This window comes from Flavobacterium sp. PS2, assembly GCF_046250155.1.
Lineage (GTDB): Bacteria > Bacteroidota > Bacteroidia > Flavobacteriales > Flavobacteriaceae > Flavobacterium.
Genome location: NZ_CP176426.1, coordinates 1,222,412 through 1,240,681 on the forward strand (window position 1 = coordinate 1,222,412; position 18,270 = coordinate 1,240,681).

Annotated in this window: 12 protein-coding genes; 6 read left to right on the forward strand and 6 right to left on the reverse strand. The window is 33.2% G+C overall.

Annotation, left to right across the window (positions count from 1 at the left end):
* Positions 1-61: 61 nt before the first annotated feature.
* Positions 62-1,510, forward strand: a complete 1,449-nt coding sequence (locus ACJ6WR_RS05245; protein WP_409417251.1) for a glyceraldehyde-3-phosphate dehydrogenase — start codon at positions 62-64, stop codon at positions 1,508-1,510.
* A 246-nt stretch (positions 1,511-1,756) separates the two neighbouring features.
* On the opposite strand, the gene ACJ6WR_RS05250 is transcribed toward ACJ6WR_RS05245, so the two are convergent.
* Positions 1,757-2,218, reverse strand: coding sequence for an Lrp/AsnC family transcriptional regulator (locus tag ACJ6WR_RS05250; RefSeq protein ID WP_039111354.1), 462 nt, complete (start codon positions 2,216-2,218; stop codon positions 1,757-1,759).
* Positions 2,219-2,419: 201 nt separating this feature from the next.
* Here ACJ6WR_RS05250 and ald point away from each other — a divergent pair, with 201 nt between their 5' ends.
* Positions 2,420-3,535, forward strand: a complete 1,116-nt coding sequence (gene ald, locus ACJ6WR_RS05255) for an alanine dehydrogenase (RefSeq protein WP_039111355.1) — start codon at positions 2,420-2,422, stop codon at positions 3,533-3,535.
* Between the two features lie 205 nt (positions 3,536-3,740).
* On the opposite strand, the gene ACJ6WR_RS05260 is transcribed toward ald, so the two are convergent.
* Entirely contained in the window at positions 3,741-5,150 is a 1,410-nt protein-coding gene (locus tag ACJ6WR_RS05260; protein WP_039111357.1) for an APC family permease, read from the reverse strand.
* Between the two features lie 433 nt (positions 5,151-5,583).
* Here ACJ6WR_RS05260 and ACJ6WR_RS05265 point away from each other — a divergent pair, with 433 nt between their 5' ends.
* From ACJ6WR_RS05265 to ACJ6WR_RS05275, 3 genes are all read left to right on the forward strand, one after another.
* Positions 5,584-6,684: a glycosyltransferase family 9 protein gene (locus ACJ6WR_RS05265; protein ID WP_409417252.1), complete on the forward strand. Its 1,101-nt coding sequence runs from the start codon at positions 5,584-5,586 to the stop codon at positions 6,682-6,684.
* A 92-nt stretch (positions 6,685-6,776) separates the two neighbouring features.
* Positions 6,777-8,267: a serine hydrolase gene (locus ACJ6WR_RS05270; RefSeq protein ID WP_409417253.1), complete on the forward strand. Its 1,491-nt coding sequence runs from the start codon at positions 6,777-6,779 to the stop codon at positions 8,265-8,267.
* A 74-nt stretch (positions 8,268-8,341) separates the two neighbouring features.
* Complete coding sequence (locus ACJ6WR_RS05275; RefSeq protein ID WP_409417254.1) at positions 8,342-8,707, forward strand: iron chaperone; 366 nt, start codon at positions 8,342-8,344, stop codon at positions 8,705-8,707.
* 63 nt (positions 8,708-8,770) lie between these two features.
* Here ACJ6WR_RS05275 and ACJ6WR_RS05280 read toward each other — a convergent pair whose 3' ends face one another.
* Positions 8,771-9,979 carry an NlpC/P60 family protein gene (locus tag ACJ6WR_RS05280; protein ID WP_409417255.1) on the reverse strand — a complete coding sequence of 403 codons (1,209 nt, stop codon included), beginning with the start codon at positions 9,977-9,979 and terminating at the stop codon, positions 8,771-8,773.
* A 243-nt stretch (positions 9,980-10,222) separates the two neighbouring features.
* Here ACJ6WR_RS05280 and ACJ6WR_RS05285 point away from each other — a divergent pair, with 243 nt between their 5' ends.
* A complete protein-coding gene (locus ACJ6WR_RS05285; RefSeq protein WP_409417256.1) occupies positions 10,223-11,602 on the forward strand; it encodes a carboxypeptidase-like regulatory domain-containing protein in 1,380 nt (459 codons plus the stop codon).
* Positions 11,603-11,823: 221 nt separating this feature from the next.
* On the opposite strand, the gene ACJ6WR_RS05290 is transcribed toward ACJ6WR_RS05285, so the two are convergent.
* The 3 genes from ACJ6WR_RS05290 to ACJ6WR_RS05300 all read right to left on the reverse strand — a co-directional run bounded on the left by ACJ6WR_RS05290 (position 11,824) and on the right by ACJ6WR_RS05300 (position 18,232).
* On the reverse strand, positions 11,824-14,088 hold the full coding sequence (locus ACJ6WR_RS05290; RefSeq protein WP_409417257.1) for an aconitate hydratase: 2,265 nt from the start codon (positions 14,086-14,088) through the stop codon (positions 11,824-11,826).
* Between the two features lie 133 nt (positions 14,089-14,221).
* The gene (locus tag ACJ6WR_RS05295; protein WP_409417258.1) at positions 14,222-16,993 is read right to left on the reverse strand and encodes a bifunctional aconitate hydratase 2/2-methylisocitrate dehydratase; all 2,772 of its coding nucleotides are present in this window, start codon (positions 16,991-16,993) and stop codon (positions 14,222-14,224) included.
* Positions 16,994-17,278: 285 nt separating this feature from the next.
* Positions 17,279-18,232: an AAA family ATPase gene (locus tag ACJ6WR_RS05300; RefSeq protein WP_409417259.1), complete on the reverse strand. Its 954-nt coding sequence runs from the start codon at positions 18,230-18,232 to the stop codon at positions 17,279-17,281.
* Positions 18,233-18,270: the final 38 nt, after the last annotated feature.

An 18,270-nucleotide genomic window follows, 5' to 3' on the forward strand; every position in this document is an offset into this window, starting at 1 on the left:
ATGGGTACTTTTGCGCCAAATTTAAAAAAACAAGCAGTTTTATTTTTACAAATTTTCAACTATGAGCAAAAAATCTTTGTACCAAAAAGAAGTATCATTTCAAGTCGACAGACGAAAAGCCGGAGTAGAATTGATTAAAATCATAAGCGATTTATGGTATGATAAATCTATCGAAATGGTTTTATTCAAAAATCAATTACTAGATAAGAATGTAAGCGACATTATTAATTTACATCAATACGCTGGAGAATTTGTAGGTAAACCAATTACTATTTTTGACTCTGTTGAAATTGCGAGAGTTGTTTTATCTTTAAAATTACCTCCTTCCAAAATAGACATTGGAAAACTAACTTATGAATATCGTTTGGAGGATGAAAAATATCCAGATGCTCGTCATTTTGTAATCGAAAAACTAAAAGAAGCTAAATCATCTGAAGAAATTCAACCTAAAGATGTTGTTCTTTATGGCTTTGGCCGAATTGGTCGCTTATTGGCCAGAGAATTAATGTCTAAAACAGGAAAAGGAAATCAGCTGAGATTAAGAGCAATTGTTATTCGTGATAAAAGCGAACTGGCAAATCTTGAAAAAAGAGCTTCTTTATTAAGATATGACTCTATTCATGGAGATTTTCAGGGTTCTGTGGTTGCTGACCCAAAGAATAATGCACTTTTGATAAATGGAACTACGGTACATATTATTTCGGCAAATTCTCCTGAAGAAATAGATTATACGCTATATGGTATTAATGATGCTCTAGTTATTGATAATACTGGTGCTTTTACAACTCAGGAAGCATTAAGCAGACACTTAGTTTCTAAAGGGGTTAGCAAAGTCTTACTTACTGCACCTGGAAAAGGCATTCCTAATATTGTACACGGAGTAAATCATAACGAGTATAATCCTGATGAAAATGATATTTTCTCGGCTGCTTCTTGTACTACAAATGCTATAACGCCTGTTTTAAAAGCAATTGAAGATACACTAGGTGTTGTAAAAGGACACTTAGAAACTATACACGCATATACTAATGATCAGAATCTGGTTGATAATATGCACAAAAAATACCGTCGTGGTAGAGCTGCTGCATTAAATATGGTAATTACTGAAACTGGTGCAGGAAGTGCTGTTGCAAAAGCATTACCCACGCTTGAAGGGAAATTAACATCAAATGCAATACGTGTTCCAGTTCCTAACGGTTCTCTTGTTGTATTGAATCTTGATGTTAAAAAAGCAACTTCGATTGCTGGAATTAACAAAATAATGAAAAAATATGCCCTTGAAGGCGAATTAGTAGAACAGATAAAATATTCTTTGAATACAGAATTGGTTTCTTCTGACATAATTGGTACTTCGGCACCATCAATTTATGATAGTAATGCTACAATAGTTTCCAAAGACGGAAAAAGCATTGTATTATATATTTGGTACGATAATGAATATGGCTATAGTCACCAGGTTATTCGATTAGCAAAATATATTGCGAAAGTAAGACGTTTTACTTACTACTAGCATATACACCAACCAAACCAACTTTTTCTCAAAACCATCAAGATTTCTTGATGGTTTTTACTTTTAAATCAACCAGTTGAGTTTTTTTACCATATAAGTGATTTAAGTTCATTTAAGCTTTATACAGATAGTCACACTTATATTTACTTAAATCACTTACATGGTTAACTTTTTATTACACTAATAATTTTATGTAATTGAACTTATAACTCGATCAATTTCAATTCACAACAGTTGTACTTCACATTATATTATTGGTAAAACTGTCGTACTTTTTACTTCGGACATTACAAAGACAGTATTGATTAAAGAAACTTCGGGTAAAATTGATAATTTTTTTTGATGAAAATGATGATACGTTTCCATATCTGGAATGATAATTTTAAGCATGTAATCAAAATTTCCTGATACATAATTACATTCTACAACTTCGGGTAAATTCAAAATAGATTGATTAAACCCTTCCGACGTATCATATGTCTGTTTTGTGAGCGTTACCTGGCAATAAACAGTAAGATTATTCCCTAATTTTTTCTTGTTCAAAATAGACACATATTTCTCAATAACTCCCTCTCTCTCAAGTCGTTTGACTCTATCATGGACAGGTGTAAGTGACAAATTTATTTTGTTTGCAATGTCTTTTAAGGTATAATGCGCATCTTCTTGTAAAAGGCGTAGGATTTTTTTGTCAGTTTCGTCTAAAATCATGGTAAAAAGTGTTTCAAAAATTATTACAAATCAGTCATTTTTTCTTTTTATAGACGATAAAAGCTCATTAAAAAGAATATTTTTTGGTAAAAATATTAAATAAAAACAATATTTTCTTTATTATACCCATAATATCGATAATATATTCTCTATATGTAGCTTTGTAAAACAAAATTAACAAAAACAAAAAAAATATAAAAAATGATAATAGGTGTTCCAAAAGAAATCAAGAATAACGAAAACCGTGTAGCTGTTACACCAGCTGGAGTTTCGGAAATGAAAAAACACGGACATGTTGTTTACGTTCAAGCAACTGCCGGTTTAGGAAGTGGATTTAGCGATGAGGAGTATACTAATGCTGGTGCTCAGGTATTAGCAACTATTGAAGAGGTATATGCTATAGCTGAAATGATTATTAAAGTTAAAGAACCTATTGCATCTGAATATGATTTAATCAAAAAAGATCAATTATTATTTACATACTTTCACTTTGCTTCATCAGAGCCGTTAACACACGCAATGATCGAAAAAGGAGCTGTATGTTTAGCTTACGAAACTGTTGAAAAAGCTGACCGTAGTTTACCATTATTAGTTCCAATGTCTGAAGTTGCTGGACGTATGTCTATTCAACAAGGAGCTAAATATCTTGAGAAACCATTAAAAGGAAGAGGAATTCTTTTAGGTGGTGTTCCAGGTGTTCCTCCTGCTAAAGTATTAGTACTTGGTGGTGGAATCGTTGGTACTCAAGCTGCAAAAATGGCTGCTGGTTTAGGAGCTCAAGTTACTATTATGGATGTAAGCTTAGCGCGTCTTCGTCATTTAGATGATATTATGCCTGCAAACGTAAACACTCAAATGTCAAACCACTATAACATTACAAAAGCAATCGCTGATGCAGATTTAGTAGTTGGAGCAGTATTAATTCCGGGAGCAAAAGCACCTCACTTAGTTACTCGTGATATGCTTAAACTAATGCGTCCAGGAACTGTTGTTGTAGACGTTGCTGTTGATCAAGGTGGATGTATCGAAACATGTACACCAACAACTCACGAAAACCCAACTTTCATTATCGATGATATTGTACACTACTGTGTGGCTAATATGCCTGGAGCTGTACCTTACACATCTACACTTGCTTTAACAAACGCTACTTTACCTTACGCTTTACAATTAGCAAACAAAGGATGGGAAAAAGCTTGTGCTGAAAACGAAGAATTGAAAAAAGGATTGAATATTGCTAATGGAAAAATCCTTTACAAAGGAGTTGCAGAAGCTTGGAATCTTCCTTTCAACGAAGAATTAGTGTTAGCAAAATAATTGCTAGCATTATATAAGTGCTTACTACACTAGAAAAACCCGTCTTTAGGACGGGTTTTCTGTTTTTAGCTACTAAATACTTTATCATTTTGCCACAGATTCTCGCAGATTTTTTAATCCTTTTAATCTGTGGCTATTCTATTTTCTACTCAATCTATATGACTATTTTTAGCCACTGATAATAGATATCTTTAAATTATCTCGCTTATTCTTTCGGTTTAGTTAAATAGTAAACAGGAATTCCTGTTAACATAATTAAAACTCCCCATCCACAAGTAGAAAATTTAGTAAGCAATAAGCAAATACAAATTGCCGATGCTACTACAATATATAAGAATGGCAGAAATGGATATCCAAAAGCCTTATAAGGTCTCTCGGCATCTGGCATTTTCTTACGCAGAATAAAAATACCATAAATAGTCAAAATGTAAAAAATCAGAACTATGATAATAACAAAGTCTAATAAATCCCCATATTTCCCTGTCAAACATAAAGCCGAAGCCCAAACACATTGTGCCCATAATGCCCAAGCCGGAACACTAGACTCATTTAATATCGCTGCTTTCTTAAAAAACAAACCATCTTTTGCCATTGTATAATATACCCTTGCTCCAGCCATTATTAGTCCATTATTACAAGCAAAAGTCGAAATCATAATCATAATTGCAATGATTAACGTTCCGATATTACCAAAAATATATTGTGATGCCACTACCGCTACCCTATCTGATTTTGCTGTAGCAATTTCATCAAAAGGTACTACTGCCAAGTACATCAGGTTTGTTAAAACATAAATAATCGTAACTATAAAAGTTCCCAAGAATAGACTAAACCCTACATTACGTTTCGGATTTTTAATTTCTCCCGCAATAAAAGTTACTCCATTCCAAGCATCACTAGAAAATAAAGAACCAACCATAGCTGCCGAAATACCTGTAAGCAATGCTGTACCTCCTATTGGAAACCAAGATTTAGTATCTGCATCAAAAGCACGTGTAGACCAACCATCTACCCAATTGGCATCCCAAATAGAAGCTTTTGCTCCAAGTGTTAACCCGAAAACGATTAATCCTAAAAGTGATAAAATTTTGATAATAGTTAAAACCGTTTGTAGAATTTTACTGTTTTTAACCCCACGGCTATTTATATACGTTAATAAAATAATCGTAACAATAGAAACCAATTGAGCTGCATTTAAGTCGAAAGAACCTATCTCAAAAAGAATGTTTTCATCACTTAAAGGCTCATAGAGATAAGCTGCAAATTTGGCAAAAGCGACACCTACAGCAGCAATTGTACCCGTTTGGATTACTGCAAAAAAGCTCCATCCGTACAAAAACGCTATCAACTTATTGTAAGCTTCTTTTAAGTAAACATACTGCCCACCAGCTTTTGGAAACATGGCACTTAATTCTCCATAACTTACAGCTGCAATAACTGTAATTAATCCTGAGATTAGCCATATTAAGATTAGCCAACCCGCAGAACCTACTTGTCGGGCAATATCGGCACTTACAATAAATATTCCTGAACCAATCATAGACCCTACCACAAGCATGGTTCCGTCTAGCAATCCGAGTTCTCTTTTAAAATCTTCTGGTTTGTTTTCTTGCATTTTTTTTGGTTTTTGGTTGGTTAAAGATATACTTTTTTTATAAATTTTGGTTTTTAGATTGCTGATTTTAGATTATATAGCAGTTGTCATTTTTACTTTCAGTCGTGTTATCAAACGAAACGGAGTCACAACTCTTCTCACTATGTCACAAGACCTAAAAACCTAATTATAAATTAACTAAGACTTAACCATCAATCATTTAAAAAAAACCAATTTTGATTCATCATATAAAAAAAACAGAAAATTATGTAATCAGCTTATAAATGATTTTGCTAACTTTACTTAAAGCAACAAACATAACAATCTCATTTAGTTATCATTACAAAAAGACTCATAATAAGTTTTAACAATTTGCTTTTAATTCTTTCTGTTTTTTTGAGTTGCCATTTATTCTTTTTTAACTGAAGTAAGTTTAATAAATAATATTTACACTATGAAAATCTTAAAAAACATAAACGTAGTAAGACGAAAGTTAATGCATAGCTTAACTAAAAACATTGGCCACTCTACAAATGCGAATAAAAAACATTTAACCATTAAACCTGAGATTAAAAGAGTTTTAATTTCACGTCCAAATGCCCGATTAGGGAACTTATTATTAATTACACCTTTATTAGAAGAAGTCATTACTACGTTTCCGGGATGCAAAATAGACTTATTTGTAAAAGGCAATCTAGCGCCTATATTATTCGAAAACTACGACAATGTCGATAAGATTATTGAGCTACCTAAAAAACCTTTTAAGAACTTACTTCAATACATTAAGGTATGGGTATCGCTTAGAAAACAACAATATGATATTGCAATTAATGTTGACAAAAATTCTTCATCTGGAAGGCTTTCGGTTAAATTTTCAAATTCAAAATTCAAATTCTTCGGAGATTCTACAGTCGAAGATATTCAATCAAAATATCTTGATTATGAACATATCGCAAAATATCCTGTATACAACTTCAGGAGTTATTTAAGCGAACTAGGCTTTACCCCCAATAACAAATCAATCGCTGCATTAAATCTTAAATTGAGTAATTCTGAAATCATTGAAGGAAAAAAAATACTAGACAAATTAGTCAATAATGATAAAAAAACGATTTGTATTTATACTTATGCAACTGGCGACAAATGTTATTCAGAATCATGGTGGGGAAAGTTTTATAAAAGGCTAAAAACTCAATATCCTAATCATAATATTATTGAAATTTTACCTATTGAAAATGTCTCTCAAATTGGCTTTAAAGCCACACATTTTTACAGTAAAGACATACGTGAAATTGGCGCATTAATCGCAAATACTGAAGCTTTCATTGGTGCTGATTCTGGAATCATGCATTTAGCAAGCTCTGTACAAACTCCTACAGTTGGTTTATTCTCGATTACTGAGCAAAAAAAATATGAGCCATATTATAATCATAGCATAGCTATAGATACTAATAAAACTTCTATTCTTAAATCTACAAAAATCATAGCATACATGATTAGTCATAACTTATCACTTCGAGTTACAACTACTTCAACAATTATAGCATTATACTAAACAAAGTGATGATTTTTAGTAACTTTATTAAATTTTAGTCGTCTATTATTAATGAACGCTTAAAATATAATAACCAAAAATCATCAACCATCATGAAAAAAAAATCAAATAGCTCTTTATTAAAAGTGCTCCTTTTTAGTCTTGCTTTTCAATTAATTTTAGTTAATGTATGTATTGGCCAAACTTCCAAGGCCGATAAAATTAATGAATTGCTAAGCTTATATTCTAAATACAACCAGTTTAACGGAACTGCTCTTGTAACTGAAAACGGAAAGGTTATCTATAAAAAAGGCTTTGGATTAGCCAATATGGAATGGAAAATCCCTAATGAACCCAACACAAAGTTTAGATTAGGCTCTATTACCAAACAATTCACAGCATTATTAATTCTTCAATTGGTGGAGCAAGGAAAGCTTAAATTAGATGTTCCAATTTCTACCTATCTTCCTGATTATTCCAAAACCAATGGTGATAAAATTACCATTCATCAATTACTCACTCATACATCTGGAATACCTAATTATACTTCATTCCCTAATTTTTTCTCAGATATTAGTCGTAATCCCTATACACCAGAAGCTTTTGTAAAAACATTTGCTGATTTGCCTCTTCAATTCAAGCCTGGAGAAAAATTTTCCTATAGCAACTCAGGCTATTTTCTATTGGGTTATATCATAGAGAAAGTTACAGGAAAAACGTATGAGCAGTGTTTACAAGAAAAGATTTTTACCCCGCTTAACATGAATAATTCTGGATACGACCATCACGATGTGATTTTAGCTAATAGAGCCACAGGATATGAAAGAAAAGAAAAAGGCAGTTCTGACTATGTAAATTCAAGTTACATTGATATGTCTCTTCCTTATGCTGCAGGATCTCTATATTCTACCGTAGAGGATTTATACTTATGGGATCAGGCTCTTTATACTGAAAAATTATTATCGGCTAAATACAAAGAATTATTATTTAACAAATACATAAATACAAGGTTCTCTGCAACATCCTATTATGGATACGGGTGGTTTATTGAAGAAGCCAATATTGACAAAACAGATAAGAAAGTACAAATTATTGAACATGGTGGTGGAATAAATGGTTTCAATACTCTAATCTCCCGTATTCCATCATCCAACGATTTAATTGTATTATTAAACAATACCGGAGGAACTGGTCTTAATCAAATGTCTGAAGCGATACGAGCAATTTTATACGATATGCCATATGATGTTGCCAAAAGGTCTACCGCTTATACTCTATTTGGTATTATTAAATCTCAAGGATTAGAAACTGGGTTGAAGAAACTTGAGGAGTTCAAAAAATCTGATGAATACGCTATTAAGGAAAGTGAAATAAACGATGTTGGTTATCAATTACTACAATCAGGAAAGACAAAAGAATCCATAGCCGTTTTTAAAATAAATGTTGACACCTTTCCTAAATCAGGAAATGCATATGATAGTTTAGGCGAGGCTTATTTAAAAGATGGAGATAAAAAACTTGCCATTGTAAACTATAAAAAATCATTACAGTTTGACCCAAAAAATGAAAATGCAAAGAAAGTATTAGACGAAATCTCTAAATAACAACTTTGATAAACTCAATCAAAACTGCCGCAATTTGACAAAATTGCGGTTTTGGTTTTATAAAATTAAAAGCTATGATAACTTCAAAACCTAAAACTATTGATGAATATATTGCTGGTTTTCCTGCAGCCATTCAGGCAGTATTAGAACAAGTGCGCCAAACAATTAGAAAGGCTGCTCCAAATGCCGAAGAGAAAATAAGTTACGCTATCCCTACTTTTACGCTTAATGGTAACTTAGTGCATTTTGCAGCTTTCAAAAACCATATTGGCTTTTATGCGTTGCCTTCAGGAAATGAAGCTTTTCAAGAAGAACTTTCTGTTTATAAATCAGGAAAGGGCTCTATTCAGTTTCCATTAGACAAACCTATGCCTTTGGATTTAATAACGAAGATTGTAAATTTTCGAGTAAAAGAAAATTTAGAGAAAATAAAGAAGTAAAATTTATTTAACTGAGTAAGTCTAAAAGCTTAAACTTATATTACGTTTTTAGAATTAAATATTTTATTCTAAAATACGATTTACCTGAGTAAAATTTCTTTCGTAGTATGCCTCTTTTGTTGAAGAAACAATTACACCACCATGAACAGATGAGTGAACAAATTTAATTTCGCCATCTAATACCTCGACTACCATTCCCACATGGTTTATCTGACGTCTTCCATTAGTTTTAAAGAAAATTAAATCTCCTTTTTGCGCATCTTCCGATGCAATTTTAACTCCAATACGAGATTGCTCGATAGAACTTCTAGGTAACTTAATATCAAAACTTCCAAATGTAGTAACCATTAATCCTGAACAATCAAAACCTGCTCTCGAAGTTCCTCCTGAACGATACCGGACTCCTACGTTCTCTGTAGCGTTTAATACCAATTGATTTAACAAATCTGAGTCATGGGTAAACTTTACATTATTTGTCGTTGCTGTATCTTTAATTGCTGTTGTCGCTACTGCTGTTGCAGCATCTACTCCCTCTTGTACTCCTTCTTTCTTTACATATGATTTTGAAGGATTTATTTTAAGAACATAACCTACTGGTAATTTTCCTTTTATAAATGGATTTTGCCTTTCTAATTCTTTAACCGTAAGTCCGTATTCTTTAGCAATTGCATATTTAGTTTCTTTAGGCAAAACTTCACGAACAATTTCGGTTTCTACAGGCTTTTCGATTATCTCTGGCTCAGGTGTAGTAACAATCGTAGTAGCAGCTATTGCAGTTTCTTTTATAATTGGTTTAGCGTTACCCGGAATTATAATTTGTTGTCCTATTCTAAGCCCTTCACTTTCTAATTTTGGATTGGCTTTTTTTAATTCCTCGACAGTAAGTTGGTATTGTTTTGAAATTCCGTACAATGTTTCTTTTGCTAGAATTTCATGAGTAGTAGTTTCTTGATTACTTGCTGTAGTATTCGAATTGTTTGAATTGCTTTTATTACTTGCAATTACTTCTTTTTCTTTTGTCTTCGCTTTTGTTGCTTTATCTTTATTGGCAACATTTTTCTCTGAACTTGGAATTAGTAAAATTGAATTTAGTTTTAATAATTTACCCGCATTAGGATTTAAATCAAGAATCTCCTTTACTTTTACATGATATTTTTTGGCTATAACACTAACATTCTCCCCTTTAGAAATTTTATGCTTAATATATTTTTCCTGTGAAAAAACATTAAAACTAAAAAAAAACAACGCTAATATCAGTCCAAAACTTTTCATTCTTATTCAAATTACATTCGCAGATTACATTTAATTCATTTAAAAAAAATCAAAAAACAACAATCCAATTACTTAAAAAGCTAATTTAACTTATTAAACTAAAAATTGCTATTTTTTAACAACTCTTTATATTCAAATTAACAAATTCCGCATAAAAAATAATCATTCTATATTAATTCAATTATTTTTCTTGAAAAAATAATACTACTTTTAAACAAAGAATAACTGACAAAAAAAATACCCTTGAAAAAGCTAATTCTGATTTTTGTATTTTTTCCTACATTATTGATTGCTCAAAATATAAAAGGTAATGTAATTTCCCAGAAAGACAATCTTCCGGTTGAAAACACCAATGTATTTGCATTGTCTAGTAAAGTTGGAACTATAACTGATGAAAATGGTGAATTTTATTTAAAAGTTTTTCCTGAATTTAAAGAGGATGAGACATTACAATTTTCTCACATTGGTTACATCACTAAAAATGTTTCCTTAAGCTATCTGGCAAAAAATAACTACAAAGTTTTTCTTGAAGAAGAGGCACAAAATTTATCAGGTGTTACAATTGTTGCCAATACTAAACTGAAAACAAAACTTGCTTTTACAGAAATAACTAATTTAAAACATCCTGTTTTTTCATTTGGATCTTTTTTAAAAGACGATAAAATTTATATTAGTGGCGGTGACGCTTATCCCGAAATCGATCATATGGCCAAAATGCGGGCAAAAATAGCCGATCCTACCTTTCAGGATTTTTTTAATGAAGGAATAACAACAACAAAACGACATTATAAAAAGTATCTTTCTATTTACAATATCAAAACCAACTCTTGGGAATTTCCAGATTTAAAACTACAGGTTAGAGCGTATCATAACATTCATTTCTATAACAATTTGATTTATATTTTGGGCGGAAAAAAAATGTTCGTAAATAAAATAAGTAGTTGGGAATATTTACAAGATCAAATTGAAGTTTTAGATTTTGAAAAACTCACCATTAAAGTCGACAAAACAAATCCACATCAGGCTGCTGACTTTGCTTCTTTTACTTATAAAGATAATATTATTGTAATGGGAGGTTCTATAAAAGCAACTGAAAGTGGTGTGAAAGATTTTTCAAACAAAGTACATTTGTATAATATTACTTCCGGATATTGGTATGAACTTACGAGTATGCCAACGGCAGAAGAAACTACCGGAATACTGATAGACGATAAAATTTATCTTATTGGCGGAAACAACGGAAAACCAATATCTAAAATAGAAACCTTTGATTTAGTAACAGAAAAATGGCTAACTGAAGGTGAACTATTTTCGGGATTAGAAAGACCTGCTATTACTTACAATGACGATATTATTTATTTTTTTGAGGATGAAAAAATGTACACTTACAATTTTAAATTAAAAGTATTAAAAGAATACGAAATCAACCTCCCTCTGAAGTATTCAGCTATGTATTATAACAATAATAAATTATACATTTTGGGCGGACGTATTGACAATAGTTATTCTAAAATCCCTTCTGCAAAAATTTTTAGCATAGATTTAGATGAATTTAAATTAACAAATCCGAATAAGATTAAAAACTTATCTCAAGAAACAACTCTAGCAAAAATACAGGGTTAGTTTTAATATCAGAGTTATTATCTGCGAAATTATAATACTTAACAGGTAAAAATCTTTATACTAAATTTCTTTTTTAAATAGATTTCCTAGCCCAGATAAAAGCGGCATCCTTTTCTTTTTTCCTTTAAAAAAGAAAAGATATAGCGGATAGCTGGAAATAGCTTCAAATAAAAAAACTCCCAAGTTGCCTTGAGAGTTTTTAATATGATTTAAAACTTTAATTATGCTTTTCCAGCAGCAATTAAGTTTAATGCTGAACCGGCTACAAACCAGCCAATTTGCCCTGCATTATAAGTATGATTTGCTAAGATTATGTCTTTAGTTCCATCTGCGTGAACGAATTCTAGCGTTAATGGTTTTCCTGGAGCAAATTCTACTAAATCAAGGAAATTGATTGTATCATCTTCTTGGATTTTATCATAATCTGCTTCGTTAGCAAATGTTAATCCTAAAAGCCCTTGTTTTTTAAGGTTTGTTTCGTGGATACGAGCAAAAGATTTCACTAATACCGCTTTAACTCCTAAGAAACGTGGCTCCATTGCTGCGTGCTCACGAGAAGATCCTTCGCCATAGTTATGATCCCCCACAACAATAGATGGAACTCCAGCTGCTTTGTACGCACGTGCAACTGCAGGAACTGCATCATACGTTCCTGTTAATTGATTTTTAACTGAATTTGTTTTTTGGTTATATGCATTTACTGCACCAATCAACATATTATTAGAAATATTATCTAAATGTCCACGGAAACGTAACCATGGTCCTGCCATAGAGATGTGATCTGTCGTACATTTTCCAAATGCTTTGATTAATAATTTTGCACCTGTAATATTCTTACCATCCCAGGCATCAAACGGAGCTAATAATTGTAAACGCTCTGATGTTGGGCTTACAGCTACCTGAACTCCTGAACCGTCTTCTGCCGGAACTTGGAATCCTGGATCTTTAACATCAAATCCTTTTGGAGGCAATTCATCTCCTGTAGGTTCATCTAACATTACTTCTTCTCCATCTTCATTGATTAAAGTATCTGTTAATGGATTGAAACTTAAATCTCCTGCGATAGCCATAGCTGTCACTAATTCTGGCGAACCTACGAAAGCTAGTGTATTTGGGTTACCATCGGCACGTTTAGAAAAGTTACGGTTAAAAGAGTGAACGATTGTATTTCTTTCTTCTTTCTCTGCTCCTTCTCTATCCCACATACCAATACATGGCCCGCAAGCGTTAGCAAAAACTGTTGCTCCAATTTTATGGAATGTATCGATAAAACCATCACGTTCGATTGTATAACGAACTACCTCTGAACCTGGAGTAATTGTAAACTGTGATTTTGTTTTTAATTTTTTGGCAGAAACTTGTCTTGCCAAAGATGCTGCACGCGCAATATCTTCGTAAGATGAGTTGGTACATGAACCAATTAAACCAACCTGAATTTGTAATGGCCAGTTATTTTTGATTGCTGCTTCTTTCATTTTAGAAATTGGAGTAGCTAAATCTGGCGTAAAAGGTCCGTTTAAGTGTGGCTCTAATTCCGTTAAGTTAATTTCGATAACCTGGTCAAAATATTGTTCTGGGTTAGCGTAAACTTCTGGATCTCCAGTTAAGTAAGGAGCTATTTTATCTGCAGCATCGGCAACATCGGCTCTATTTGTAGAACGCAAATAACGCCCCATAGAATCATCATATCCAAAAGTTGAAGTTGTCGCTCCAATCTCTGCACCCATATTACAAATAGTACCTTTACCTGTACATGACATAGAAGTTGCACCTTCTCCAAAATATTCTACAATTGCTCCTGTTCCACCTTTTACAGTAAGAATACCAGCAACTTTAAGGATAACATCTTTAGGAGCAGTCCATCCTGATAATTTACCAGTTAATTTTACTCCAATTAATTTAGGGAATTTTAATTCCCATGCCATTCCTGACATAACATCTACAGCATCGGCTCCACCAACACCAATAGCTACCATTCCTAAACCTCCTGCATTTACGGTATGTGAATCTGTACCAATCATCATTCCTCCTGGGAAAGCATAATTTTCTAGTACTACCTGGTGAATAATACCTGCTCCTGGTTTCCAGAAACCAATTCCGTATTTATTAGAAACTGACGACAAGAAGTCGAAAACTTCATTACTTTGAGTTTTTGCTCTAGCCAAATCGGTTACAGCATCTACTTTAGCTTGAATTAAGTGATCGCAATGAACTGTTGTAGGCACAGCCACTTTAGCCTTACCTGCGTGCATAAATTGCAATAATGCCATTTGTGCAGTTGCATCCTGACATGCTACACGATCGGGTGCAAAATCAACATAATCGACTCCTCTGCCAAACGCCTTAGTTGGATTTCCATCCCAAAGGTGATTGTACAAAATTTTCTCCGTTAAAGTAAGTGGACGACCAACAATCTCGCGTGCTTTATCAACACGACCTGGCATGTTCTCATACACTTTTTTAATCATTTCAATATCAAAAGCCATAAGTATAATTGTTTTTGTTTGTTTTTGTTTTTTGAACATCACAAGTTACAAAAAATAGAAGAGCCAGAAAAGAAAAAGCCTGAGTTTATCAACTCAGGCTTTTTATATATAATGATTATAACTAATCGTACGATTACATTACTAACAGTTTATGAGAAGGTGCAAACCTAGTTAAGCTAATACCATCTACTGCTGCTATATATTCATCTAATGTAGGTGTTCTACCTAGAATTGTAGACAAGACTACAACTGGCGTAGAAGAAAGTAATGACTCTCCTTTTTTACCTTCTGTATCTTCTACAACTCTTCCTTGGAAAAGACGCGTAGAAGTTGCCATTACAGTATCTCCTTTTGCTGCTTTTTCCTGGTTACCCATACAAAGGTTACATCCTGGACGCTCTAAATACAACATGTTCTCGTATTCTGTACGTGCAGCACCTTTAGGAGCGCTATCGTTAAATTCGAAACCAGAGTATTTTTGTAAAACTTCCCAATCTCCTTCAGCCTTAAGTTCATCTACGATATTATAAGTAGGTGGCGCTACTACTAGCGGAGCCTTAAACTCAACCTTACCGTATTGTTGTTCTATATTTTTAAGCATTTGAGCTAGAATCTTCATATCTCCTTTGTGAACCATACAGGAACCGATAAATCCTAAATCGACTTTTTTATCTCCTCCGTAAAAAGATAATGGTCGGATTGTATCGTGAGTATATCTCTTAGAAACATCTGCGTTATTAACGTCTGGATCCGCAATCATTGGCTCGATAATCTGATCAAGATCTACAACAACTTCTGCATAATATTTAGCATTTGCATCTGGAGTTAAAGCAGGTTTCTCTGCTGATTTAATCTCTGCAATTCTCTTATCTGCTTTGTTAATCAATCCCTGAAGAACTTGTTTTTCATTATCCATTCCTTTGTCGATCATGATCTGGATTCTGCTTTTTGCAATCTCCAATGATTCGATTAAGGTATCATCTTCAGAAATACAGATAGAAGCTTTTGCTTTCATCTCTGCAGTCCAGTCTGTAAATGTAAATGCCTGGTCAGCAGTAAGAGTTCCAAGATGAACCTCGATAATTCTGCCCTGGAAAACATTTTCACCACCAAATTTCTTAAGCATTTGAGCTTGTGTTGAATGAACTACATCACGGAAGTCCATATAGTCTTTCATCTCACCTTTAAATGTTACCTTAACAGATTCAGGAATTGGCATTGAAGCCTCACCTGTAGCAAGTGCAAGAGCAACTGTTCCTGAGTCAGCACCAAATGCTACACCTTTAGACATTCTTGTATGAGAGTCACCACCAATAATGATAGCCCACTCATCTATTGTAATATCATTAAGAACTTTATGAATTACATCTGTCATTGCATGATAAACTCCTTTCGGGTCACGTGCTGTGATTAAACCGAAATCGTTCATAAATTTCATCAATTTTGGAATATTTGCCTGAGCTTTTTTATCCCATACTGAAGCTGTGTGACAACCAGATTGGTATGCACCATCAACGATTGGCGAAATTACTGTAGCCGCCATAGATTCTAATTCCTGAGCCGTCATAAGACCAGTCGTATCTTGTGAACCTACGATATTAACTTCTACACGAACATCTGAACCAGCATGTAATACTTTACCTGGAGCTATACCAACAGCGTTTTTGTTAAAAATTTTCTCTACCGCTGTAAGTCCTTGTCCTTCAAGAGAGATCTCTTTTGATGGAGCAAATACAAGAGGAGCTTCAATTTCTAGAATTTTCGCTGCCAATGTCTGAAGTTTTTTACCAAATACAATTGCATATGATCCTCCAGCTTTGATAAATTCCATTTTTTGAGGAGTAAAAGCTTTAGAAATATCAATTAGTTCTTTGTCTCCATTATATAATTTTTTCGTCTTTGTGTTTATTGTAAGTACAGTTCCTGTAGCTACAGAGTATGCTTCTTCCAGAATTGGCTCATTATTTTCATTACGAATAATATTACCATCTGCGTCAAGCTTTTTAACCCAGTTTTTAAGATCCAAACCAATACCACCAGTAACATCAACCGTTGTTAGGAAAATTGGAGAAATACCATTTGTTCCTCCTACAATTGGAGCGATATTAACGAATGGAATATATGGGCTTGCTTGTTTTCCTGTCCAAAGTGCCACGTTGTTTACACCTGACATTCTTGATGAACCAACTCCCATTGTACCTTTCTCTGCAATCAACATCACACTTTTGTCTGGATGTTGTGCTTGTAATGCTTTAATTTCTTCTTGTGCTTTAGGCGTAATCATACATTGACCATGAAGTTCACGGTCTGAACGTGAGTGAGCCTGATTACCTGGAGATAACAAATCTGTAGAAATATCACCCTCACCAGCAATAAAAGTAACCACTTTAATTTCTTCAACTACTTCTGGTAATTTTGTAAAAAACTCTGCCTGCGCATAGCTTTTAATAATATCTATAGCAATTGGGTTGCCTTTTTTAAACGCTTCTTTTAAACGATCTGTGTCTGCCTCATAAAGGTAAACTTGTGTCTTAAGTACATTTCCTGCTTCTTTTGCAATAGCAGCATCATCACCCAAAGCTAAATCTAACAATACCTCAATAGAAGGTCCACCCTTCATATGTGATAATAACTCAAATGCAAAAGCTGGTGTTATTTCTTTTACAGCAGATTCTCCAAGAATAATCTCTTTTAAAAACTTAGCTTTTACACCCGCAGCACTTGTAGTTCCTGGTATAGTGTTATAAATAAAGTGTTTAATCGATTCTTCTCGATACTCGTTATCCAGATCTTTAATCTGTGCAATAATCACGCTTAACAACTCAGCACCATCAATTGGCTTCGGATGAAGTCCTTGGTCTTTTCGTTCTGCAATCTCTTTAATGTAATCGTTATAAATATTCATAATTGAAGTCTTTTCTAGGTATCTTATTTTTTTGTACGCAAATTTAAAAATTAAAGCCGAGAATTAAAAAAAATATAACAGAAGTCGCCTTTTCAAAAGTTATTATTAAAAAATAACGATTTACATTGCGTAAAATTAGCAAAATTGCATTTTAACGTCAAAATATTAAATTATTAATAATATAAAATCCTTTCTTTGACAAAGTCGAAATTCTTTGTTATAAAGAAAAAGGTTCTTTGCTATGTTTTAAGCAAAGAACCTTTCTAAATAAGCTTTTTTATATCGTTATAGTAGCTTCTGAATTATAATTTCTTCTGTAATTCCTTCGGCATCGGCTTTATAATTTTTAATGATTCGATGTCTTAAAATACCCGTTGCTACAGCTTTTACATCTTCAATATCTGGTGAAAATTTACCATTGAATGCTGCATGAGCTTTAGCAGCTAAAATTAAATTTTGTGAAGCTCTTGGCCCTGCTCCCCAATCTAAATAATTTTTAACAAACTCATTCGTCAGGCTATTATCTGGTCGTGTTTTACTAACCAAAGTTACCGCATACTCTATTACATTATCAGCAACAGGAATTCGGCGAATTAAATGCTGAAAATCTATAATTTCCTGAGCCGTAAACAAAGGGTTGATCGTACTTGTATTGTCTGAAGTTGTACGTTTAACAACTTGTACTTCTTCTTCAAAACTTGGATATTCTAATTTTATGGCAAACATAAAACGATCCAATTGCGCTTCTGGCAAAGGATAAGTTCCCTCTTGCTCAATAGGGTTTTGTGTAGCTAACACAAAGTAAGGCAAGTCTAATTTATGGTTTTCACCAGCAATCGTCACCGAACGTTCCTGCATTGCCTCTAGCAAAGCTGCTTGTGTTTTTGGTGGCGTTCTATTAATCTCATCTGCCAAAATGATATTAGAAAAAACCGGTCCTTTTATAAACTTAAACCGTCTGTTTTCATCTAAGATTTCGCTTCCCAAAATATCAGAAGGCATTAAATCTGGAGTAAATTGAATTCTCTTAAAATCAAGCCCTAAAGCCTGAGACAGTGTATTTATCAATAATGTTTTTGCCAATCCTGGCACACCTATTAAAAGAGCATGTCCGCCAGAAAAAATGCAAATCAAAATTTGATCTACCACTGCATCCTGACCTACAATAATTTTTGCGATTTCGGTTTTTAATTCATTACGTTTTTGAACTAAGTTATGAATTGCTGTTACATCAGACATTTGTGAATGTATTTTAAATTAAAAAGAGTTAGTTCTAT